At 49.8% G+C, this 22,331-nt stretch carries 17 protein-coding genes and 3 tRNA genes; 13 read left to right on the top strand and 7 right to left on the bottom strand.

What is annotated here, in order from left to right:
- Positions 1 to 41 precede the first annotated feature (41 nt).
- Positions 42 to 118: transfer RNA gene (locus H3L95_RS06990), tRNA-Pro, on the bottom strand.
- A 246-nt stretch (positions 119 to 364) separates the two neighbouring features.
- Between H3L95_RS06990 and H3L95_RS06985 the strand changes: the two genes are divergently transcribed.
- The 3 genes from H3L95_RS06985 (at position 365) to H3L95_RS06975 (ending at position 3,376) form a co-directional block, all read left to right on the top strand.
- On the top strand, positions 365 to 1,744 hold the full coding sequence (locus H3L95_RS06985; RefSeq protein WP_003761790.1) for a mechanosensitive ion channel family protein: 1,380 nt from the start codon (positions 365 to 367) through the stop codon (positions 1,742 to 1,744).
- Positions 1,744 to 2,199 (top strand): dihydroneopterin triphosphate diphosphatase, encoded by a 456-nt coding sequence (nudB, locus tag H3L95_RS06980; protein ID WP_003761787.1) that lies wholly within the window; start codon positions 1,744 to 1,746, stop codon positions 2,197 to 2,199. The genes H3L95_RS06985 and nudB overlap by 1 nt, the downstream gene beginning before the upstream one ends.
- 217 nt (positions 2,200 to 2,416) lie before the next feature.
- Positions 2,417 to 3,376, top strand: coding sequence for a siderophore ABC transporter substrate-binding protein (locus H3L95_RS06975; RefSeq protein ID WP_070869735.1), 960 nt, complete (start codon positions 2,417 to 2,419; stop codon positions 3,374 to 3,376).
- Between the two features lie 108 nt (positions 3,377 to 3,484).
- Here the strand turns inward: H3L95_RS06975 and cysI are convergent, their stop codons facing one another.
- Complete coding sequence (gene cysI / locus H3L95_RS06970; RefSeq protein WP_040669188.1) at positions 3,485 to 5,239, bottom strand: assimilatory sulfite reductase (NADPH) hemoprotein subunit; 1,755 nt, start codon at positions 5,237 to 5,239, stop codon at positions 3,485 to 3,487.
- 234 nt (positions 5,240 to 5,473) lie between these two features.
- Between cysI and hemA the strand changes: the two genes are divergently transcribed.
- From hemA to H3L95_RS06955, 3 genes are all read left to right on the top strand, one after another.
- Entirely contained in the window at positions 5,474 to 6,727 is a 1,254-nt protein-coding gene (hemA, locus tag H3L95_RS06965; protein WP_003761773.1) for a glutamyl-tRNA reductase, read from the top strand.
- 103 nt (positions 6,728 to 6,830) lie between these two features.
- Entirely contained in the window at positions 6,831 to 7,424 is a 594-nt protein-coding gene (locus tag H3L95_RS06960; protein ID WP_003761769.1) for a Maf family protein, read from the top strand.
- Between the two features lie 111 nt (positions 7,425 to 7,535).
- Entirely contained in the window at positions 7,536 to 8,543 is a 1,008-nt protein-coding gene (locus H3L95_RS06955; protein ID WP_182096128.1) for an IS5 family transposase, read from the top strand.
- A gap of 419 nt (positions 8,544 to 8,962) precedes the next feature.
- Here the strand turns inward: H3L95_RS06955 and H3L95_RS06945 are convergent, their stop codons facing one another.
- On the bottom strand, positions 8,963 to 10,375 hold the full coding sequence (locus H3L95_RS06945) for a 3'-5' exonuclease family protein (protein WP_040669067.1): 1,413 nt from the start codon (positions 10,373 to 10,375) through the stop codon (positions 8,963 to 8,965).
- Positions 10,376 to 10,493: 118 nt separating this feature from the next.
- On the opposite strand from H3L95_RS06945, the gene H3L95_RS06940 reads away from it, so the two are divergent.
- From H3L95_RS06940 to H3L95_RS06925, 3 genes are all read left to right on the top strand, one after another.
- A tRNA-Arg gene (locus H3L95_RS06940) sits at positions 10,494 to 10,570 on the top strand.
- Positions 10,571 to 10,583: 13 nt separating this feature from the next.
- Positions 10,584 to 10,658: transfer RNA gene (locus H3L95_RS06935), tRNA-Glu, on the top strand.
- 281 nt (positions 10,659 to 10,939) lie between these two features.
- Positions 10,940 to 11,734, top strand: a complete 795-nt coding sequence (locus H3L95_RS06925) for a Cof-type HAD-IIB family hydrolase (protein WP_003761438.1) — start codon at positions 10,940 to 10,942, stop codon at positions 11,732 to 11,734.
- Positions 11,735 to 11,882: 148 nt separating this feature from the next.
- Here the strand turns inward: H3L95_RS06925 and rfbD are convergent, their stop codons facing one another.
- A complete protein-coding gene (rfbD, locus tag H3L95_RS06920; RefSeq protein WP_003761441.1) occupies positions 11,883 to 12,749 on the bottom strand; it encodes a dTDP-4-dehydrorhamnose reductase in 867 nt (288 codons plus the stop codon).
- Between rfbD and H3L95_RS06915 the strand changes: the two genes are divergently transcribed.
- The 4 genes from H3L95_RS06915 to H3L95_RS06900 all read left to right on the top strand — a co-directional run bounded on the left by H3L95_RS06915 (position 12,750) and on the right by H3L95_RS06900 (position 16,975).
- Positions 12,750 to 13,085 carry a hypothetical protein gene (locus H3L95_RS06915; protein ID WP_003761443.1) on the top strand — a complete coding sequence of 112 codons (336 nt, stop codon included), beginning with the start codon at positions 12,750 to 12,752 and terminating at the stop codon, positions 13,083 to 13,085.
- Between the two features lie 250 nt (positions 13,086 to 13,335).
- Entirely contained in the window at positions 13,336 to 13,923 is a 588-nt protein-coding gene (locus H3L95_RS06910; RefSeq protein WP_003766272.1) for a LemA family protein, read from the top strand.
- Positions 13,924 to 14,510: 587 nt separating this feature from the next.
- Positions 14,511 to 15,947, top strand: coding sequence for a calcium-binding protein (locus H3L95_RS13840; RefSeq protein ID WP_241429754.1), 1,437 nt, complete (start codon positions 14,511 to 14,513; stop codon positions 15,945 to 15,947).
- A gap of 167 nt (positions 15,948 to 16,114) precedes the next feature.
- Positions 16,115 to 16,975, top strand: coding sequence for a phosphoribosylaminoimidazolesuccinocarboxamide synthase (locus H3L95_RS06900; protein WP_003761452.1), 861 nt, complete (start codon positions 16,115 to 16,117; stop codon positions 16,973 to 16,975).
- 806 nt (positions 16,976 to 17,781) lie between these two features.
- On the opposite strand, the gene H3L95_RS06895 is transcribed toward H3L95_RS06900, so the two are convergent.
- From H3L95_RS06895 to H3L95_RS06885, 3 genes are all read right to left on the bottom strand, one after another.
- On the bottom strand, positions 17,782 to 20,007 hold the full coding sequence (locus tag H3L95_RS06895) for an NADP-dependent isocitrate dehydrogenase (RefSeq protein ID WP_182096242.1): 2,226 nt from the start codon (positions 20,005 to 20,007) through the stop codon (positions 17,782 to 17,784).
- Between the two features lie 178 nt (positions 20,008 to 20,185).
- Positions 20,186 to 20,845: a hypothetical protein gene (locus tag H3L95_RS06890; protein ID WP_003761459.1), complete on the bottom strand. Its 660-nt coding sequence runs from the start codon at positions 20,843 to 20,845 to the stop codon at positions 20,186 to 20,188.
- 242 nt (positions 20,846 to 21,087) lie between these two features.
- Positions 21,088 to 22,305, bottom strand: a complete 1,218-nt coding sequence (locus H3L95_RS06885; RefSeq protein WP_003761460.1) for an aspartate kinase — start codon at positions 22,303 to 22,305, stop codon at positions 21,088 to 21,090.
- Between the last annotated feature and the right edge of the window lie 26 nt (positions 22,306 to 22,331).

Here is a 22,331-nt window from a genome sequence, read left to right as displayed (position 1 = left end):
AAAAAACAGCCCGGTCAAAAATGACCGGGCTGTTGAATCTTTGGTCGGAGTGAAAGGATTCGAACCTTCGACCCCTTGCACCCCATGCAAGTGCGCTACCAGACTGCGCCACACTCCGACTCGAGAAGTTTGGGATTATAGTTTTCTTGTCCGGCTTTGGCAAGGGTAAAGCCGGACGGTTTCGGCTATCTGCTTGAAGCGGCTTTGAATTTGTTTGGCGTTAAGGAGGGTAGGGCTGCGGAATGGCTCATACTTGATTGGAAGCTGCGATGTTTTTCAGACGACCCCGGGGGTAAACGGATGTGGCGGAATTTAATGGCTGCTATATAATCTCAGCTTTGATTTTTAATAAAAAACAGGGCGGATGGACAGTATTTTGCATGATTTGTTTGCGCGTCAGGCGTTTACATCGAGCTTGGTGGAGCGCAACTTCGGACAGGTTTCGGGCTGGATAGAGCTGGTCGGTGTCTTGATGCTGATGGTGGCGGCGTTTTGGCTGTCAAACCGCCTCAACGACCGTTATTTCTTCTCAGAACACGGCAGCTTCGCGCTTTTGCGGCATATCGGCAGAAGGATTTTGTGGCCGGTACTGATGATGATTTTCAGCGCGGCGGCTTTGTTTGTCTGTAATCTGACGGAATTTCGCGCGGTATGGCTGCATCTGCTGATTTTGGCGGCGCGCTGGATGATTCTGATTCGGGTCAGCGTGGCGGTGGTTCATGCCGCTTTGCCGCAAAACAAACTGACCGACTGGCTGGAGCGGGCGGTGTCTATGGTTTTGTGGATAGGGTTCGTGCTTTGGCTGTCGGGTTTGGACGATAAGATTTTGGAGGTACTGGACGGCATCAGTTTCTCGGTTGGTTCGGGCAGGCTCAGCCTGCTGACGATTCTGAACGGGATTTTGTGGGTCGGCCTCCTGATGATAGGCGCGTCATGGCTGGCTCGAGTTATCGGCGGACATTTGGAGAAGAGTAGCTTGGATACCAATCTGAGCATGATTTTGTCCAAAGTCGTCAAAACGGTGATGATGGTGTTGGCGGTCTTGATTGCGCTGCCTCTGGTGGGGATTGATTTGACGGTATTGTCGGTGTTCGGCGGTGCGTTGGGTGTCGGTATCGGTTTCGGCCTGCAAAAAGTGGCGAGCAACTATATTTCGGGCTTCATCATTTTGGGCGACCGCTCCATCCGCATGAACGACCGTCTGACGGTCAACAACTTTACCGGCTATGTCACCAAAATCACCTCGCGTTTCGTCGTGCTGCGCAATGCCAACGGTACGGAGGCGCTGATTCCGAACGAGACGTTCGTTACCTCGATGGTGGTCAACGAATCCTATACCAGCCGCGAATTGCAGCAGGCGTTCAATATACAGGTTGCCTATCATTCCGATTTGATTAAGGCGCTCGACATCATTAAAAGTGCAGCCGCCGCGCAGCCGCGTGTTTCCAATAATCCCGCGCCTTTGGCGGTAGTCACCAACTTTGGCGACAACGGTATCGATTTGCGCGCGACGTATTGGGTGAAAGACCCGGAAAACGGTTTTGCCGCGCTACAATCGGCGATTTTTCTGGATATTTGGCGGCAGTTTAACGAACACGGTATCGAGTTCCCTTATCCGCAGCGCGAAGTCCGCATCCTGAACGAAAGCCAGGCACCGAGCAGCATCGCCATGATTAAGGCGGGAATGCAGGCGCGCAGCGATACCAAATCCGATCCCGCGATGGATTCCGGCAGAGACGATTGATGGCAAAGCCCTTGAAGTATCCCGTGTCCGCGCTGGTTGTCCTGCATGATGCTGACGGCAATATCCTTTTAATCGAACGCACTTCGCCGCCAGGTTTTTGGCAGTCGGTAACCGGCAGCATCGAGCCGGACGAAACCATAGAGGAAACCGCCAAACGCGAAGTTTGGGAGGAAACCGGCATCCGCCTTGCAGACGGACAGCTCTGCAACTGGCACGACAGCACGGTTTATGAAATCTACCACCACTGGCGGCACCGCTATCCGAAAGGCGTGTTTGAAAACCGCGAACACATCTTTTCCGCCGAAATCCCGCGCGATACGGCGATTGTTTTGCAGTCCGACGAACACGTCGCTTACGGATGGTTCGGTATTGAAGAAGCGGCGGAAAAAGTGTTCTCCCTGTCGAACAAAAGGGCGATTTTGGCATTGGGGAAAAGGTTGGGATTGGTGGTTTGATGAATGATGGCGGAGAGATGACCGACAACCGCATTTAAAGACCGATGGACAGCCTCTTTTATATCTAATAAAATAAACGATAATTGTTATTGGTTAATTTGGTAACATCAAACCGTAAAGGTCGTCTGAACGTTCGGCTTTCTGATTGGAAGCCTTTAAATTTTCTTGTTCAAACGGCCTTTTCCATATTTTCGTTTTATATCTGCTTGGAGAATCCATGTTACGTCTGACTGCTTTAGCCGTATGCTGCGCCCTTGCTTTGGGTGCGTGTTCGCCGAAAGATTCCGCTTCAAACCAAAACGCCCAAACCGCTTCCGCCGCCCAAACCGAAGGCGCGGGCTTGACCGTCAAAACGACGCGTGGTGACGCGAAAGTGCCGCAAAATCCCGAACGTATCGCCGTTTACGATTTGGGTATGCTCGACACTTTAAACAAATTGGGCGTGAAAACCGGTCTGTCCATCGACAAAAACCTGCTGCCTTATTTGGACGAATATTTCAAAACGACAAAACCTGCCGGTACGCTGTTCGAGCCGGATTACGAAGCGCTCAACGCCTACAAGCCGCAGCTCATCATTATCGGCAGCCGCGCAGCCAAAGCGTTTGACAAGTTGAACGCCATTGCGCCAACCATCGAAATGACCGCCGATACCGCCAACCTCAAAGACAGTGCCAAAGAGCGCATCGACGCGCTGGCGCAAATCTTCGGCAAACAGGCGGAAGCCGACAAGCTGAAGGCGGAAATCGACGCATCTTTTGAAGCCGCAAAAGCTGCCGCGCAAGGTAAAGGCAAAGGTTTGGTGATTTTGGTCAACGGCGGGAAACTGTCCGCCTTCGGTCCGTCTTCACGACTGGGCGGCTGGCTGCACAAAGACATCGGCGTTCCGGCCGTTGATGAAGCCATCAAAGAAGGCAGCCACGGTCAGCCCGTCAGCTTCGAATACTTGAAAGAGAAAAATCCCGACTGGCTGTTTGTCCTTGACAGGGGCGCAGCCATCGGCGAAGAAGGACAGGCGGCGAAAGATGTGTTGAACAATCCGCTGGTCGCCGAAACGACCGCATGGAAAAAAGGACAGGTGGTTTACCTCGTTCCCGAAACCTATTTGGCGGCGGGCGGCGCGCAAGAATTGCTGAACGCGTCCAAACAGGTTACCGACGCGTTTAAGGCTGCGAAATAATTTAATAAGTCGGTTTAAACAATCAAAAGGTCGTCTGAAAACAAGCATTGCGGGTTTTCAGACGACCTTTTGATTTCCAACTTTGTTTCTTAATCTGCCAACAGGTTTTCAAGCCCAAAAATCGCGCGGTGGATCGAGGACGGGTTTGACGATGCCGGTACGGACGGCAAAATCGCCGAAGCCTTCGTCGTCGAGGCGGTTTTGCGCCCAGTTGCCGACCCAGCCGTCGACGATTTCGAGGATTTCGGGTTCGGTAATGTTTTCTTTAAAGAGGCGCGGGATGCGGGTGCCTTCGCGGTTGCCGCCTGCGTAGAGGTTGTAGCGGCCGACGGCTTTGCCGACCAAGCCGATTTCGGCGAGCATGGCGCGGCCGCAGCCGTTGGGGCAACCGGTAACGCGCAGGACGATGTATTCGTCTTCCAAGCCGTATTTGGCGAACATTTCGTCGATTTTGTCGGAGAACGACGGTAGGAAGCGTTCGGCCTCCGCCATCGCCAGCGGACAGGTCGGCAGGGCGACGCACGCCATGGAGTTTTCGCGCTGGATGGTGATGGATTTGCTGATTAGACCATGTTCTTTGGCGATTTTGTCTATGGTGTCTTTCAGCTCGGGCGGAACGTTGGCGACGACGAGGTTTTGGTTGGCGGTCAGACGGAAGTCGCCGGGGTGGATTTTGGCGATTTCGCGCACGCCGGTTTTCAACGGTCTGCCGGGGTAGTCGAGCAGGCGGCCGTTTTCGATGAACAGGGTCAGGTGCCAGTTGCCTTCGAGGCCTTTAACCCAGCCGATGTGGTCGCCGCGATGGGTGAAGGAGTAGGGGCGGATGGGTTGGAACTTGATGCCCATGCGCTTTTCGACTTCTTCTTTGAACACTTCGACGCCGACGCGCTGGAGGGTATAGCGGGTGCGCGCGGCTTTGCGGTCGCTGCGGTTGCCCCAGTCGCGCTGGGTGCTGACGACGGCTTCGGCGGCGTTGAGGGTATATTCGAGGGGGACGAAACCGAATTCGTAAGAAGTGTTGGGATAGGTTTTGGTGTTGCCGTGTTCGCTGGAAAGCCCGCCGCCAACAAGGACGTTGAAGCCGACAAGTCTGCCGTTTTCTTCAATGGCGACAAAGCCTAAGTCGTTGGAATGGATGTCCACATCGTTGTCAGGCGGGATGACGACGGCGGTTTTGAATTTGCGCGGCAGATAGGTTTTGCCCAAAATCGGCTCGACATCGTCGGCGATTTCTTTGTTGCGCGGTTCGGTCGGTTCGGTGGTGAACACTTTTTCGCCGTCCAGCCAGACATCGGCGTATGCCATAGTGCGCGGCAGGAGGTGCATACTGATGCGTTTCGCCCATTCGTAGGCTTCTTGGTGCAGCGGGCTTTGAACGGGATTGCTGGTGCAGAGTACGTTGCGGTTGACGTCGCTGGCGGTGGCGATGGAATCGAGGCCGAGTTTGTGCAGGGACTGGTGCGCCAGTTTCAAATCGGTTTTTAAAATGCCGTGGTATTGGAAGGTTTGGCGGTTGGTCAGGCGGATGGAGCCGTAAATGGTGTGGTCGCCGGCAAATTCGTCTATGCCCAACCACTGCGCCGGCGTGATGATGCCGCCGGGCAAGCGACAGCGCAACATCATGTTTTTTAAGGGTTCGAGTTTTTGATCGGTACGCTCGGCGCGGATGTCGCGGTTGTCCTGCTCGTACATGCCGTGGAAACGGATGAGCTGGAAATTGTCGGCGGTAAAGCCGCCGGTAAAGTCGTCGGTCAAATCGTCTTTGATGGTACCGTGCAGATAGTCGCTGCGGTCTTTCAGGGCTTCGTTGCCGGAAAGCGGGGTGTCGGGCAGTTTGGCGCGCGGGTCGGCGGTGGTAGTCATAGGGTGCTCCTTATTCTCAGTTTGGAGCTACTTTAATCAGGTCGTCTGAAAATGGGAAAGAATGGTTTGTTCGATTTAAAGATGATTTCGTTATATGAATCTGATGTTTTCAGACGACCCCGGGTAATCTAAATTTTGCCAATCGCACTGTTTGTTTGGAAGCCAACACATTCATTTCAAAGTCAAGTTAAGCTATAATACCCGCCGACACATACCATCTCTCCCCCTTATCCCATGCAACTTACCGCCGTCGGACTCAACCACCAAACTGCGCCTTTGAGTATACGCGAGAAGCTGGCATTCACCGCAGCAAGCCTGCCCGAAGCCGTCCGCAACCTTGCTCGAAGCAAAGCAGCGAAGGAGGCAGTAATTCTATCGACCTGTAACCGCACCGAGCTTTACTGCGTCGGCGAAACCGAGCAAATCATCGAATGGCTGGCGCAATACCACAACCTGCCCGCCGAAGAAATCCGCCCCTATCTTTATACCTTGGACAACAACGAAACCATCCGCCACGCTTTCCGCGTCGCCTGTGGATTGGATTCTATGGTATTGGGCGAGCCGCAGATTTTGGGACAGATTAAAGATGCCGTGCGTGTCGCCCAAGAACAAGAAAGCATCAATACCAACCTCAACGCATTGTTTCAAAAAACGTTTGCCGTTGCCAAAGAAGTGCGTACCGACACTGCCGTCGGCGAGAATTCCGTTTCGATGGCTTCCGCATCCGTCAAACTTGCCGAACAGATTTTTCCCGATATCGGCGATCTGAACGTTCTATTTATCGGTGCGGGCGAAATGATTGAATTGGTCGCCACCTATTTCGCCGCCAAAAGTCCCAAACTCATTACCGTTGCCAACCGTACCCTGCCGCGCGCCCAAGAGTTGTGCGACAAACTCGGACTAAATGCCGAGCCTTGCCTGCTGACAGAGTTGCCCGACATCCTGCACGAATACGATGTCGTCGTTTCCTCTACCGCCAGCCAGCTCCCGTTGGTCGGCAAAGGCATGGTGGAACGCGCATTGCGCCTGCGTCTCAATATGCCCATGTTTCTGCTCGACCTTGCCGTTCCGCGCGATATCGAAGCCGAAGTGGGGGAACTGGGCGACGCTTATCTTTACACTGTTGACGACATGATGGGCATCGTTCAAAACGGCAAGGAGGCCCGCCAAAAAGCAGCTGCCGAAGCCGAAGCTATGGTGGAGAAAAAGGTCGGTGAGTTTGTCCGCCAACAACAAAGCCGCCAAAGCGTCCCCCTTATCCGCGCCCTGCGTGACGAAGGCGAACGCGCCCGCAGGCAGGTTTTGGAAAATGCGATGAAACAGCTTGCCAAAGGCGCATCGGCGGAAGAGGTATTGGAGCGGCTCTCCATCCAATTGACCAACAAACTCCTCCACTCTCCCACTCAAACCCTCAATAAGGCAGGCTCGGAAAACAGCAATCTGGTCGATGCCGTTGCCCAAATTTATCAATTGGATCAACACGATTAACGATTGGAAAGGTCGTCTGAAAGTTTTCAGACGACCTTTCCGTATGCCTATCCGCCTTATCGATTAAATCCCCAAAATCCGTATCTCAAATATCTGAAAACTTATGCAGACACTTTATCTTGCCTCCGGCAGCCCGCGCCGCCGCGAAATCCTTGAAAACTTAGGCTACCAAATTCGGCGCATTTCCACCGATATTGATGAAACGCCATTTCCTGACGAAAATGCCGCCGATTATGTTCAGCGTATGGCGAACGAAAAGAACGCTGCTGCCGTCGCCCAATGGTTTGCACAACATGATACGCCGCCCGAATTTCCCATTCTGACCGCCGATACCACCGTTGCCTATCAAAACCATATCCTCGGCAAACCCGAAACCCAAGAGCATGCCGCCGCAATGCTTGGACAGTTGTCAGGACAAACCCATCAAGTGCTGACTGCCGTATGCGTGTATTGGCAAGGCGAAACGCGCAGCGTCTTGCAAACCAGCGATGTGCGTTTCAAAACCTTATCCCCTGACGAAATCCTTGCCTACATTCAAAGCGGCGAACCGATGGATAAAGCCGGTGCATACGGAATCCAAGGCTTGGGCGGCGTGTTTGTCGAGTATTTGCAAGGCAGCTTTACCGGTGTGATGGGGCTGCCCGTTTATGAAACCATCGGTTTGCTGAAGCAATTTGATTTGTCTGTTCCGCTTTAAATCTTATGACGGATTGAGGTTTTGTATTTGAAACAGCTGTGATAAGCCGAGACCTTTGCAAAATTCCCCAAAATCCCCTAAATTCCCACCAAGACATTTAGGGGATTTCTCATGAGCACCTTCTTCCAGCAAACCGCCCAAGCCATGATTGCCAAACACATCGACCGCTTCCCACTATTGAAGTTGGATCAGGTGATTGATTGGCAACCGATCGAACAATACCTGAATCGTCAAAGAACCCGTTACCTTAGAGACCACCGCGGCCGTCCCGCCTATCCCCTGTTGTCCATGTTCAAAGCCGTCCTGCTCGGACAATGGCACAGCCTCTCCGATCCCGAACTCGAACACAGCCTCATCACCCGCATCGATTTCAACCTGTTTTGCCGTTTTGACGAACTGAGCATCCCCGATTACAGCACCTTATGCCGCTACCGCAACTGGCTGGCGCAAGACGACACCTTGTCCGAATTGCTGGAACTGATTAACCGACAACTGGCCGAAAAAAACCTAAAAGTAGAGAAGGCATCCGCCGCCGTCATTGATGCCACCATTATTCAGACCGCCGGCAGCAAACAGCGTCAGGCCATAGAAGTCGATGAAGAAGGGCAAGTCAGCGGCCAAACCACACCGAGCAAAGATAAAGATGCCCGTTGGACAAAGAAAAACGGTTTATACAGACTCGGTTACAAACAACATACCCGTACCGATGAGGAAGGCTATATCGGGAAACTGCAGATTACCCCCGCCAATGTCCATGAGTGCAACCATCTGTCGTCTTTGTTGGAAGGCATTGCCGAAGGTACGACCGTCTATGCCGACAAAGGCTACGACAGCAAGGAAAACCGGCAACATCTGAAAGAGCATCAGTTGTTAGACGGCATTATGCGCAAAGCCCACCGCAACCGTCCGCTGACGGAGGCGCAAACCAAACGCAACCGATATTTGTCGAAGACCCGTTATGTGGTCGAACAAAGCTTCGGTATGCTGCACCGTAAATTCCGCTATGCCCGGGCAGCCTATTTTGGTCTGTGTAAAGTGAGTGCGCAAAGCCATCTGAAGGCGATATGTTTGAACCTGTTGAAAGCAGCTAACAGGCTAAGTGTGCCTGTTGCTGCCTAAAAGGCGGCTCGTATACCTGATTATCGGGTATTCGGGGAGAATTAAGGGGATATTTGGGTAAAATCAGGAGTGATTGGGGGGGGAAACAGCCGAAAACAGCCGAAAACCTGTGTTTAGGGTTTCGGTTGTCGGGAGGAGGGCTTTTTTGCAAAGGTCTCAAGCCGTAGATTTGGATAATGCTCAGTAATGATAAAAGGTCGTCTGAAAACGCCGACTTGGTTTTCAGACGACCTCTTTTTTGTTCGTCCGCTTACGTCAATATATAGTGGATTAAATTTAAATCAGGACAAGGCGACGAAGCCGCAGACAGTACAGATAGTACGGAACCGATTCACTCGGTGCTTCAGCACCTTAGAGAATCGTTCTCTTTGAGCTAAGGCGAGGCAACGCCGTACTGGTTTAAAGTTAATCCACTATACTCAAGCGATAACGCGGATATTTTGTCTGTCTTGTTTGAATTTGATCTTCAATATAGAGGGCAGCAGGTTGTCGAAATACCAGTGTCCGTTCGGCAGCTCCAAGGCTCCTCCGGCGCAACGCATGATGACGCTGCGGCCTGATAATTCGTCTGTTTCCGTGATTTCCACTTCATGCACTTTCCCCCAGTCGGCGACAGGCAGCTTGGATGCCATGGCATGAATTCGGGTATTTTGTTCTTCGATTCCGTCACCTTTATGGCATGTCCCATTGCACTTGCCGACAGCCTGCACGGGGCATAACGCTCCCTTTGCGTGACTGACCGGCAAAATGTTTAAGGCATCGGGACAGAAATGGTGTTCTTGCGCCCAGATGTTCAATGCGCGTTTTGCCGCTTTTTTGTGGATAAACAAACCGTAAGGGCGGGTGGTGCTGCTGCCGTTGTCTAACGGCACAATTCGTGCCTTCAGTACGCCATGTTCGTCGGGGATGAACTTAACAGTCATAAATGTTTTGGGATTCAATTGCTTGAGGGGAAATGGTGCAGATAACTCCTCTTGATATTCCTGCATAACCTGCGCTTTCAACCACAAGGCATGCAGGCTCCCTACTGCGGGGATGAATTTCACATCTGCGGCATTTTGAACATAGTGCAAGCCTTCTTTGCTGTGGAGTAGGGCGGCGATTTCGCTATACGTTTTTTCATAGGCTTCGACGGACAGCACTTTTCCTGAATGGTCAAACCAGACAAGTACGCCTACCGTATCGGGTAATGAATAGAGTTTTGCCGTCAAAGAATCGGATAGCTGCGTCGGCAGTATTTTCGGATTCATCAACGTACGGCAATGATTGTCCCATTCATCGGAGGTTTTCTCTTTCAGGCTGTGTTCCAAATAATCGGCGAGTGCCAAAACATCGGCCAATGCACGGTGACGATCGTCCGTTTGGATTCCCATCCTGCTGATAATACTGTCAAGATTGTGTTTATAAAATTGAGGGTACAGACGGCGGGACAGTTGGACGGTACACAATGCCGGAGCGGCAAAATCGATGCCTGCCCGATAAAATTCATGACGCAGGAAGGTGTAATCGAAACGGCTGTTGTGCGCCACAATCAAAGAGCCGCGCAGTAAAGGCAGTATGTCGGGAGCAATTTGGTCGAAAGCGGGAGCCTGCGCCACCATTTCATTGGTAATGCCGGTCAGTTGGACGACAAATTCAGGAATCGGCTTTCCCGGGTTGATCAATTGTTCGTAATGTTCTACCCGGCCGTTTTCAAAGCGCAGAAAAGCAATTTCCGTCACCCTGTCTTGATACAGATTGCCGCCGGTAGATTCTAAATCAACGACCACAACAGGGCGGTTCAATCGGGTAAAAGCTTCCGATAATCTCAACCAGCGAGAAAGATGAAACATCCTAAATTCCTGAAAATTCACACAACAGGGCAGTATTCTACACTTTGCACATCGTTTATCCAAGAAAGCCCTTGACAAGTCATATATGGGAAAATATAATCCAAATCTTTCTTTCAGTGCACCCGTAGCTCAGTTGGATAGAGTATCTGGCTACGAACCAGAGGGTCGGGCGTTCGAATCGCTCCGGGTGCGCCAATAGAAAATTTCTGCGCCCATCGTCTAGCGGTTAGGACATCGCCCTTTCACGGCGGTAACCGGGGTTCGATTCCCCGTGGGCGTGCCAGATTTTGACAAGCCCCTGATTTTTCAGGGGCTTGTCTTTTTTGTATCTTCGAAAAAGATAAAACGCTGGTTGTTTGTGGTCATAAATATTTAGATATAGTGGATTAAATTTAAATCAGGACAAGGCGACGAAGCCGCAGACAGTACAGATAGTACGGTAAGGCGAGGCAACGCCGTGCTGGTTTAAAGTTAATCCACTATATATCAGGCAGATATTCTTTTGATTAGGTTGACGGTACAATAGCCGAACTTTGAAATGATTAAACTTTTGTTTGCCTGCTTATGAAAAATCCGAAAATTATCTTCTTTGATATTGATGACACCCTCTATCGGAAATATACCGATACCCTGATGCCTTCCGTTTATAAAGCAATGGCGGCGTTGAAAGAGAAAGGGATATTGACCGCGATTGCAACGGGTCGTCCTCCTGCGGCTATTCCGAAAAAAGTGCAGGAGCTGATCCGTGAAAGCGGAATCGATATGCTGGTGACCATTAATGGGCAATATACGTCGTTTCACGGGGAAGTATTGCAGGAATATCCGATGGATTCTGCGAATATGATGGAAATATGCGCGTTGTTGGACAATAAAAATATTGATTACGCCTTTGTGAATAACAATGAAATTGCGGTTTCCAGCCCTTCATCGCTTGTTAAAGATGCATTGGCGCATATTTTTCCCGATTTTTTGGTGGATAAAGAATATTTTCATCGGGCAAAAGTGTATCAAATGCTGATCTTTGCAAATTCCAATCAAGAACGCGCCATTGAAGATGAAATTCAACAAAACGGATTTAAATTGGTTCGGTGGCATGAATGTGCCATGGATATGCTTCGTTCTGAAGGTTCTAAGGTAAGGGGAATTGCTCATGCCGTAGGCAAGCTGGGGATTGAAATGAAGGATGTTATGGCATTTGGCGACAGCTTCAACGACTTGGAAATGTTGTCTACTGTCGGATTTGGAGTGGCAATGGGGAATGGCGAGGCTGAGGCAAAGGCTGTGGCAAAGTTTGTATGCCCGAGCGTGGACGAGGATGGGGTGTTGCGGGGATTACAGGAATTGGGCGTTATTGACTAAATAGGTCGTCTGAAATTTCAGACGACCTTACGAGAAAGAGTTGGTAATGGTGATACGACATTTCTGTTCTGCTGCCAGTATATCCTGAGTAAAACAAAAGACCGCTTCGTTTTTGCGGTCTTTTGTTTTATATGGCAGAGGGTGCTGATCAGTTATCCAGCTTGCCGATGATTTCATTTAACGCTTTTTGCCAATCAGATGCCTTGATGCCGCATTCTTTTTCAATTTTTTGGCAGTCCATAATGCTGTAAGCAGGACGCGGAGCGGGTAGGGGGTATTGGTCGGTCGTGATGGCGTTCAGTTGTGGAATTTTAAAATCAGGGTCTTGCTGTTGCGCTGCTTGGAAAATGGCTTGGGCAAATTCATACCATGTTACCGATTTATTGCCGCCGTAGTGATAAATACCCCGTGGGGCAACGGGTTGCTGCAGCAAAGTAATGATGGCTTGGGCAAGGTCACCGGCATAAGTAGGGCTGCCTGTTTGGTCATGAACGATGGAGAGGTTGTCCCGTTCTCCTGCCAGTCTGATCATGGTTTTGACAAAGTTGTTGCCGTATTCGCTGAATAACCATGAGGTACGGATGATGACGCTGTCCGGATTGGCTGCCAAAGCGAGCAGTTCGCCTGAGACTTTAGTGCGCCCATACACGCTTTGCGGGTTGGTATAGTCTTGCTCTTTGTATGGGGTCTTGTTTGTGCCGTCGAACACATAGTCCGTAGAGATATGGATAAAGCGGGCTTGGCAGGCGCGGGCGGCAGAGGCGAGGTTGTGGACGGCGGTGGCATTGACGGCAAATGCGGTGCCGACATGGGCCTCTGCTTTATCGACTGCGGTAAAGGCCGCTGCATTGACTATGGCGTCGGGTTGGAAGTTTTGAACCATATTGCGAACGGCTTCGGTATCTGTAATATCCAAGGATGTCGAATCTGTGGCAATCAATTCCCAATTTTCAGGCAGGCGGTCGCGAAAGCAACGCGCCAATTGTCCTTTTGAACCGGTTAACAGGGTTCGCATATGGTTTCTCCTCGTTTGAAAGTTTTAAAAAAGTATTGCCGGATTAAAAGGACGGCAATTGGAACGATTTGGGCAAGCGTCCGAATTCATTATTCGGGAACGCTGAAACAGAACATTCAAGACAAAACAGATTGGAAGACGGTTGGGCAGATGTTTGACCCGCCAATAAGACCATTTTGTGAAATAACCCTTTTGCAAATTCAGGCTGGGATGCCTTTACTGCATCATCCTTGCGTAGAAATGAAGGCAGAAGATGCTTCCCATTTTCTATTTTCAGACGACCCCGCCTGTTTTCGAAAAAGATGGAAAGCGGATTTAACCCTGAAATCATGCTGATTTTTGCAAGAGGAATAATAAAAATCCGATGCGGTAGGGAATCTGTCAATGCCTGATATATTATAGTGCAAACTTCGCAGCGATACCGATTATCTGAAAATAATTTTGTTTGTTTGATTTTTATCCGGGTAGGGGCAGCTTAGAGATATACTGCTCGATGGTTTTCAGACGACCTCTTATACAGATTGGGGTCGTCTGAAAAAATGAATACGGTATGGAATGTTGCGTATATTCACGGAGTATGTGGTTGATGTGGAAAAAATGGTGGCCGATAGTATTGGCAGTATTGGTAATAGGTATTGTCGGGCGCAGCTATTATGTGATGCATGCTCAAGCACAGGATATCAAACATGCTTGGGTGGAAGTGATGAAGCAATACGGTCAGCGTTCGGCATTGGTGTCCGATTTATCGAATGTCGTTAAGACGTATGCCGGCCCTGAAGAGGATATTTTGTTCAAGTTGTCTGACGTTCAAAGTCGGGCGGTCCGTATGAATCTGAATTTGGAAGAGGCTGCCAATCCGGCGAAATTGAAGCGTTTTCAGGAGGTTCAGGGAGAATTGAGCGGAATTTTGACGCAAATGACGCTGATTTCAGACCATTATCCGCTTTTGGCGGAAAGCTTGGATTATCAGCGTCTGACTACGCGTCTTGAAGAGGCGGAAAACCGGATTAATCAAGCAAGGAATAACTATATTCAGGCTGTCCGCACCTATAACGCTACGTTGAGGCGTTTCCCGCAAAGTATGACCGCGAAACTTTTCGGGCAGTATGTAAGGGCAAATTTCAGTATTGAGAATGAACGTGAAATTTCCAATGCGCAACGGGTGCAATTTTGATACGGTTTTGCAGCCAATGGATTTGAGTGGTACCCAAAAGGGTCGTCTGAAAAACGTATTTTCAGACGACCCTTTTGTCATTTTGCAACGGATTGTTATATGGTAATCAAGATTGATATAGTTCGGCGATTTATCTGTTTGTTTTGTAAGATGAAAATTAAAGTGTAAGAAATTTTAAATTATGTTCGTATGTCAAAATAAATGATAATGCAATAAAACCTTGATAGGTAAGGATGGGAGGGAGATTTTCAATTGAATGAGAAATGAGCGGGATTGAGTAAAAACTAGCAATTCTTAAAAAACTATTGAAATATATGAATAATATTTTTATGGCGTATTGTATTTTCATTTGGTTAAAATAATCATGATATTGCATCATGATGAAAATAACAGGGTTGGTTTCCAATGTAATATTGTTCATTATCATGGAAAAATAAATTTCCATTTATCCAAAATTTTTACCGTTAGCGACGAGAATGTAAGTTTTCTGCGAAATATCACTAAAATAACAATGTAGGCAGTTTGGCTGGTCTGTATTTTTGTCAAAAGGCCTATGCTTCTTAATTATATTCTGGGAGTGATTTATTATGACTTATCATTATGGCGGCTACTCATCCAAAGGCCACTTCAACGCATATTGCCCTCCGGTCAAACCGTACAATCCTTACTGCCCACCGAGCCATGGCGGTTTCGGTTACAAAGGCGGTTTCCATAACTACGGTTCTTCACACGGTTTCAAAATGCCTCACGGCAAATTCGGTCATGGCGCCTACTGCCCTCCGCCGAAACCTGCGTACAAATGCATCATCATCGATTTCAACTGCAACCCGGGTAAACCTTATTACCCTAAACCGGCTCCAAAACCGGTTCCTCCGAAGCATGTTGATCCTTACTGCCCACCGGTTGAGCCAAAACCACAACCTCAACCCCACCCCCACCCACAACCCCAACCTAAGCCGCAGCCACAACCTCAGCCGCAGCCTAAACCCCAACCCCAACCCCAACCGCAACCTAAACCACAACCAAAACCGCAGCCTAAACCTAACGACAAAGACTGCAAAGATTGCGTTGATGACCAAAACCAACAAAATACTTACGGCCATGACGACAAAAATCCGGGTAACATCATCCATGTCGATGGTTCAACCAAAGATAAAGACGGTCTGACCAAAACCGTAGGTACTGATAAGAAAGATACCATTTACGGTACAGGCGGTGATGACGTTATCTACGGTGGCGACGGTGCTGACGTGATTTACGGTGGTGACGGTAACGACACACTGCAAGGTGACAACAACGGTGACTCCCTGTACGGTCAAGGTGGTAAAGACTACCTGCAAGGCGGTGACGGCAATGACTACCTGAACGGTGGTGCTGACGCTGACATCATGCGCGGTGGCGACGGTAACGACGTTTACTTTGTTGACCACAAAGGTGACCAAGTTATCGAATACGGTAATGCTAATGGCGGTATCGATACCGTTCGCAGCGTAATCGACTACACCCTGACCGACAACGTTGAACACCTGTTCTTGCAAGGTTCCGGCAACATCAACGGTACCGGTAACGCTCTGAACAACGACATCAACGGCAACTCCGGCAACAACCACCTGTACGGCTTGGCAGGCGATGACTGCCTGGTTGGTAAAGACGGTAACGACTACCTTGACGGCGGCATTGGCAACGATGTCCTGATCGGCGGTACCGGCGACGATACCTACTTCTTCGATAAAGGTTACGGTCGCGACACCATCCAAGACGAAAGCGGTAACGATACCCTGCAATTCGGCAAAGGTATTTCTGCTTCCGACGTGTTGCTGAGCAAAACAGGCAACAGCCTGACCGTATCTGTCGGCGGCGGTGACACTGTTACCATTGACGACTGGTTCTCCGGTAACAACCATAAGATCGAAAACTTCAAGTTTGCCGATGGCAGCACTTACGAAGTAACCGGTCATGGCGATTACTACTCTCTGTCAGCTGTAAACAGCATCCAACAACAAACCCAAGTTCCTAGCATCTAATCTCTGATTAGCTATACTTAGGATTAATAAGGTCGTCTGAAAGCGTCTGCATCCGTGCAAAACGTTTTCAGACGACCTATTTTGTAAACAATCTGACCCAAAAATCCAAATTCGGATAAAATAACGGAATCCTGTTTAAACCGAGTCAGCGAAGGGAGAAACCTGAAATGTCCGAAATCAGCTTGAAAAAGATTTACTCCGGAAAAGTACGCGATTTATACGAAATCGACAGCAAACGCATGTTGATGGTCGCATCCGACCGACTGTCTGCATTTGACGTGATTTTAGACAATCCGATTCCGGGTAAAGGAGAAATTCTGACGCAGATTTCCAATTTCTGGTTTCAAAAACTGGCGCATATCATGCCCAATCATTTTACCGGCGATACGGTTTATGACGTGTTGCCTGAACATGAAGCCAAAGCCATCGAGAAACGCGCGGTTGTTGCCAAGAAACTGACTCCTGTCAAAGTAGAGGCGATTGTGCGCGGTTATTTGGCAGGTAGCGGGTGGAAAGATTACCAAAAAAACGGTTCTGTCTGCGGCATCAAACTTCCCGAAGGGATGAAAGAAGCGCAGCAGCTTCCGGAAGTGATTTTTACCCCGTCCACCAAGGCTGCCGTCGGTGATCATGATGAAAACATCAGTTTTGAAGAATGCGAACGCATTATCGGTAAAGAGTTGGCGGCTGAAGTGCGCGCTAAAGCCATTCAGCTTTATACGGAAGCCGCAGAATATGCAAAATCACGCGGTATCATCATATGCGATACCAAATTTGAATTCGGGCTGGATGAAAACGGTACATTAACCCTGATGGATGAAGTACTGACGCCCGATTCCAGCCGCTTTTGGCCGGCTGACCAATATCAAGTCGGCACTAATCCGCCGTCTTTTGACAAGCAATTTGTTCGGGATTGGTTGGAGCAAAGCGGTTGGAACAAAAAAGCTCCGGCACCGGACGTCCCTAGTGATGTTATTCAGAAAACAGTTGATAAATATCGGGAAGCATTAAATTTATTGACGGAATAATATAGTGGATTAACTTTAAATCAGGACAAGGCGATGAAGCCGCAGACAGTACAGATAGTACGGAACCGATTCACTTGGTGCTTCAGCACCTTAGAGAATCGTTCTCTTTGAGCTAAGGAGAGGCAACGCCGTACTGGTTTAAAGTTAATCTACTATATAAAGGCGGACTGGCTGTGGCAAATCAGGTCAGTCCGTCTTTATTTTCCGATTAAAGAATAAAATCATAAATTTACAAAAATCCTCTGTTCATCAACGGATAAAGCATTTATGATGTCCTCCATAGCATCTCACAATAACTGTACTATATTTTATTTGAAAAAATAAATGGTATAGATAGGGCATCCGGTTTATAGAACCGGGAATAATCCAAATAATAGAAAAAGAAAGGAAATAATGATGCAACATCGTAGACGATTGGCTATCTTTCAAGCCGCAAAACGTGCTTCGTTCACTGGAAAACCAGTTGCACCGACTACACCGAAAGCACGTTAAGGAATAATGCTGAAATTCCTCACAATATCTAAGACCGCCCGTTTCTCGGACGGTCTTTAGTTTTTTGTACTGTTTCAAATGTGCCGCAATATAGTGGATTAAATTTAAATCAGGACAAGGCGACGAAGCTGCAGACAGTACAGATAGTACGGAACCGATTCATTTGGTGCTTCAGCACCTTAGAGAATCGTTCTCTTTGAGCTAAGGCGAGGCAACGCCGTACTGGTTTAAAGTTAATTAAAAAGGTCGTCTGAAAACCTTTAAATACAGGTTTTCAGACGACCTTTCATGTTTACAGCCTTACCGTAATACTTTTACAGCTTTGCCAATGCCTGATTGAGCGTTTCGCTCGGGCGCATGGCTTGGGCGGCTTTTGCTGCGTCGGGGGTGTAGTAGCCGCCGATGTCGGCTGCTTTGCCTTGTGCGGCGGAAAGCTCGGCAACGATTTTGGCTTCGTTTTCCGCCAACGATTTGGCCAGCGGCGCAAACGCTGCTTTCAACTCTGCGTCTTTATCCTGCGCTGCCAACTCTTGCGCCCAGTAGAGGGTGAGGTAGAAATGGCTGCCGCGGTTGTCTAGTTCGCCCGCTTTGCGTTTGGGCGATTTGTCGTTCAGAAGCAGTTTTTCGGTGGCGGCATCCAGTGTATCGGCGAGGACTTGGGCTTTGGTGTTGCCGGTTTTTTGCGCCAGATGTTCAAACGATACGGCGAGCGCGAGGAATTCGCCCAAAGAGTCCCAGCGCAGGTGGTTTTCTTCGAGGAACTGTTGGACGTGTTTCGGTGCGGAGCCGCCCGCGCCGGTTTCAAACATACCGCCGCCGTTCATCAATGGAACGATGGACAGCATTTTCGCGCTGGTGCCGAGTTCCAAAATCGGGAACAGGTCGGTCAGATAATCGCGCAAGACGTTGCCGGTTACGGAAATGGTGTCTTCGCCGTTTTTCAGACGACCCAGGCTGAACTTGGCGGCTTCTTCGGGGGCGAGGACGCGGATGTCGAGGCCGTTGGTATCCAATTCGGCAAGGTAGGCTTTGACTTTGGCAAGCAGGCTTTTATCGTGCGGACGGTTTTCGTCGAGCCAGAACACGGCGGGCGTGTTGCTCAGGCGGGCGCGGTTGACGGCGAGTTGTACCCAGTCTTTGACGGGCGCGTCTTTGGTTTGGCACATGCGCCAGATGTCGCCAGCTTCAACGTCGTGCTGCATCAGGACTTTGCCCGCCGCATCGATGACTTGAACTTGACCGTCGGCTTCGATTTCGAAGGTTTTATTGTGCGAGCCGTATTCTTCGGCTGCTTGCGCCATCAGACCGACGTTGGGCACGGTACCCATGGTTGTCGGATCGAACGCGCCGTGTTCGCGGCAGAAGTCGATGGTTGCTTGATAAACGCCTGCGTAGCTGCTGTCGGGAATCACGGCTTTGGTGTCTTGCGCTTTGCCGTCTTTGTCCCACATGCGGCCGGAGTTGCGGATCATCGCAGGCATAGAGGCATCGACGATGACGTCGCTGGGAACGTGCAGGTTGGTAATGCCTTTGTCGGAATTGACCATCGCCAAATCGGGGCTGGCGGCGTAAACGGCGGCGATTTCGGCTTCGACGGCAGCGCGGGTGTCAGCATCCAGTTTGTCCAGATTGGCAAGCAGGTTGCCGAAGCCGTTGTTGACGTTGACGCCGGCGGCAGCCAGTTTGTCGCCGAATTTTTCAAAAACAGGCGCGAAGAATACTTTGACGGCGTGTCCGAAGATAATCGGGTCGGACACTTTCATCATGGTGGCTTTCATGTGCAGCGAGAACAAGACGCCTTTTGCCTTCGCGTCTTTTACTTGCTCGGCAAGGAAGGCGAGCAGGGCTTTTTTGCTCATCACGGTCGCATCGATGATTTCGCCGGCTTTCAGGGCGACGGGCTCGCGCAACTCTTTTTTGTTGCCTTGTTTGTCGGTAAACACGATGGATACGGAAGTTGCATCGGGTACGGTAACAGATTGTTCGTTATGGAAAAAGTCGCCGCTTTGCATGGTGGCAACGTGGGTTTTGGAATCTTTGGTCCATTCGCCCATGCTGTGCGGATTTTTTTTCGCAAAGTTTTTCACCGCTTTAGGCGCGCGGCGGTCGGAGTTGCCTTCGCGCAAAACGGGGTTGACCGCGCTGCCTTTGATACGGTCGTAACGTTCGCGCACGGCTTTTTCTTCATCGGTTTGCGGGTCGGCGGGATAGTCGGGGACGGCAAAGCCTTTTGCCTGCAATTCTTTAATCGCGGCGGTCAGTTGCGGTACGGACGCGCTGATGTTCGGCAGTTTGATCACGTTGGCGTCGGGCTGTTTCACCAGTTCACCCAACTCGGCAAGCGCGTCGGGTACGCGCTGCGCTTCGGTCAGATATTCGGGGAACGCCGCCAGAATGCGGCCGGACAGGGAAATATCGCTGGTTTTGACTTCGATACCGGCATGGCGGGTAAACGCCTGCACAATCGGCAGCAGGGATTGGGTCGCCAGCGCGGGGGCTTCGTCGGTATGGGTGTAGATAATGGTGGCTTTGCTAGTCATGGGATATTCTCTTGTAGGTTAGGTTTTTCTTTTCGAATGCGGCGCAAAAGCGCGCTGCGTGGCTATTATGGCATATTTCGGCAGGCTTGGGATATGGTTTTAATATGTTATCAATCAGTTTGCAAAAAGGTCGTCTGAAACGGCTTCGGTAGCGTTTTCAGACGACCTTTTGGGGGGATTATAGGGAATATTTTTTCTTTAATGCACGGACGGCTTTCAATATTTCTGCATTGCTTTTCTTAACTCCTTCTTGAGCTTTATTTCGTTTTTCTAGAAAAGCCATGACATCCAATTGGTTTATTTCAGGTTTTTTTTCTCCTTTACCCATCAAGGTTTTTTGATGTTTTATCAAATATTCCAAAACATGACTTGCCAATATATTGATTTCGACCCTCCGGTTGACCACTGCTTTAATTTCAGGATCGCGGAAATCAGCATCCAAAAATCTTCCGGTAACTTTTTTCCACTCATCAGCCAGCTTTTTTGCAGCTTCAAAAAATTCTGGAGAATGTGTCGAATTTTCTCCGGCCCAGTTAAATTCATCTTGTGCCGTCATCAATTCCGAATGAGACTGTAAAACGATTTCGAAAAATTTAACCAAATCCGCCCGTCCGTATGGCGATTTCACATTTGAAATGGGGATCGGCTCCAGCAGTTTCGGGTTAGGATCGGGGAAGTCGTTAATCATTTTGGCATAATCAGCAGGTGGCATGACCTTGCCTTTGGAAGACTGCACCGCGACGCGTTTTCCTGCAACGGGTTTGGCAGCGGCGCTTACGCAGGCGGTCAATGCGGATGCGGTCAGCAACACTGAAACGAAGCGGATGAAAGCAGTCATAAAGCTCCTTAAATATTGTGTTGATAATCTGTTAGTCTGACGGTGGTAAAAAAGGTTTCTTATTTTCAGACGACTTTGGAGCAAACCTGACTGCCGGACATAGATATAGAAAATTTAAAGGAGAAATGCTTTAGAAACAGCTAAGGAGATATTATCGGATATAGATTCCAACCTACGGTTTTCTCATAAAAAAGGTCGTCTGAAAATAAAATTTCAGACGACCTTTCAAGCATATAACCTAATTAACCCAAATCAAACGCTTTATGCAGGACGCGGGTGGCGAGTTCCATGTATTTCTCGTCAATCAAGACGGAAACTTTGATTTCTGAGGTGGAAATCATTTGGATGTTGATGCCTTCTTCAGCGAGGGTGCGGAAGATTTTGGCGGCAACGCCGACGTGCGAACGCATGCCCAAGCCGACTGCGGAGACTTTGCACACGGTATCGTCGCCGTCGATGGCGGCTGCGCCGATGCTGTCTTGCAGCTTGGTCAGGATTTCGATGGTTTGTTTGTACTCGCCGCGCGGTACGGTGAAGGAGAAATCGGTAGTGCCTTCGCTGCCGACATTTTGGATGATCATGTCCACTTCGATGTTGGCATCGGCAACCGCGCCTAAAATCTGATAGGCGACGCCGGGTTTGTCGGGTACGCCGCGCACGTTGATGCGGGCTTGGTTTTTATCGAATGCGATACCGGTTACGGCAGCTCTTTCCATGTTGTCGTCCTCTTCAAAGGTAATTAAGGTGCCGTTGCCGCCGTCTTGCAGGCTGCTCAGTACGCGCAGGCGCACTTTGTATTTTCCGGCGAATTCTACTGAACGGATTTGCAAAACTTTCGAACCGAGGCTTGCCAGTTCGATCATTTCTTCAAATGTAACCGTATCCATGCGGCGCGCTTCAGGCACGACGCGGGGGTCGGTGGTGTAAACGCCGTCTACGTCGGTATAGATTTGGCATTCGTCCGCTTTGAGGGCTGCGGCGAGAGCAACGGCGGAGGTGTCGGAACCGCCGCGTCCGAGCGTGGAAATATCGCCTTCGCTGCTGATACCTTGAAAACCGGCGACGATGACGACTTTGCCCTCGGCGAGGTCGGCGCGCATTTTTTCGTCATCGATGCTTTCGATGCGGGCTTTGGTGTGGGAAGTATCGGTTTTGAGGGCGACCTGCCAGCCGGTGTAGCTCTTGGCATCCACGCCGATGTCTTTCAATGCCATTGCCAAAAGGCCGATGGTCACTTGTTCGCCGGTGGACAAGACTACGTCCAGTTCGCGCGGATCGGGATGCTCCTGCATTTCGTGCGCCAGCGCAACCAGGCGGTTGGTTTCGCCGCTCATGGCGGATACGACGACAACGATGTCGTGTCCTTCAGCGCGGGCTTTAGCGACACGTTTGGCTACGTTTTTAATGCGTTCGGGCGAGCCTACTGATGTGCCGCCGTATTTATGTACGATTAACGCCATATTTCGTGCTTTCTTGAGGGGAGTTG

This window comes from Neisseria sicca (genome assembly GCF_014054945.1).
In the GTDB taxonomy this organism is placed as follows: domain Bacteria; phylum Pseudomonadota; class Gammaproteobacteria; order Burkholderiales; family Neisseriaceae; genus Neisseria; species Neisseria sicca.
The sequence above is the reverse complement of the archived record's forward strand: the minus strand, read 5'-3'. Positions and strand labels throughout refer to the sequence as shown.

Bases quoted from the DNA above. Each gene is read 5' to 3' on its own strand.
- H3L95_RS06985 (WP_003761790.1), top strand. From the start codon at position 365: ATGGACAGTATTTTGCATGATTTGTTTGCGCGTCAGGCGTTTACATCG.
- nudB (WP_003761787.1), top strand. From the start codon at position 1,744: ATGGCAAAGCCCTTGAAGTATCCCGTGTCCGCGCTGGTTGTCCTGCAT.
- H3L95_RS06975 (WP_070869735.1), top strand. From the start codon at position 2,417: ATGTTACGTCTGACTGCTTTAGCCGTATGCTGCGCCCTTGCTTTGGGT.
- cysI (WP_040669188.1), bottom strand. From the start codon at position 5,239: ATGACTACCACCGCCGACCCGCGCGCCAAACTGCCCGACACCCCGCTT.
- hemA (WP_003761773.1), top strand. From the start codon at position 5,474: ATGCAACTTACCGCCGTCGGACTCAACCACCAAACTGCGCCTTTGAGT.
- H3L95_RS06960 (WP_003761769.1), top strand. From the start codon at position 6,831: ATGCAGACACTTTATCTTGCCTCCGGCAGCCCGCGCCGCCGCGAAATC.
- H3L95_RS06955 (WP_182096128.1), top strand. From the start codon at position 7,536: ATGAGCACCTTCTTCCAGCAAACCGCCCAAGCCATGATTGCCAAACAC.
- H3L95_RS06945 (WP_040669067.1), bottom strand. From the start codon at position 10,375: ATGTTTCATCTTTCTCGCTGGTTGAGATTATCGGAAGCTTTTACCCGA.
- H3L95_RS06925 (WP_003761438.1), top strand. From the start codon at position 10,940: ATGAAAAATCCGAAAATTATCTTCTTTGATATTGATGACACCCTCTAT.
- rfbD (WP_003761441.1), bottom strand. From the start codon at position 12,749: ATGCGAACCCTGTTAACCGGTTCAAAAGGACAATTGGCGCGTTGCTTT.
- H3L95_RS06915 (WP_003761443.1), top strand. From the start codon at position 12,750: ATGGTTTCTCCTCGTTTGAAAGTTTTAAAAAAGTATTGCCGGATTAAA.
- H3L95_RS06910 (WP_003766272.1), top strand. From the start codon at position 13,336: ATGTGGAAAAAATGGTGGCCGATAGTATTGGCAGTATTGGTAATAGGT.
- H3L95_RS13840 (WP_241429754.1), top strand. From the start codon at position 14,511: ATGACTTATCATTATGGCGGCTACTCATCCAAAGGCCACTTCAACGCA.
- H3L95_RS06900 (WP_003761452.1), top strand. From the start codon at position 16,115: ATGTCCGAAATCAGCTTGAAAAAGATTTACTCCGGAAAAGTACGCGAT.
- H3L95_RS06895 (WP_182096242.1), bottom strand. From the start codon at position 20,007: ATGACTAGCAAAGCCACCATTATCTACACCCATACCGACGAAGCCCCC.
- H3L95_RS06890 (WP_003761459.1), bottom strand. From the start codon at position 20,845: ATGACTGCTTTCATCCGCTTCGTTTCAGTGTTGCTGACCGCATCCGCA.
- H3L95_RS06885 (WP_003761460.1), bottom strand. From the start codon at position 22,305: ATGGCGTTAATCGTACATAAATACGGCGGCACATCAGTAGGCTCGCCC.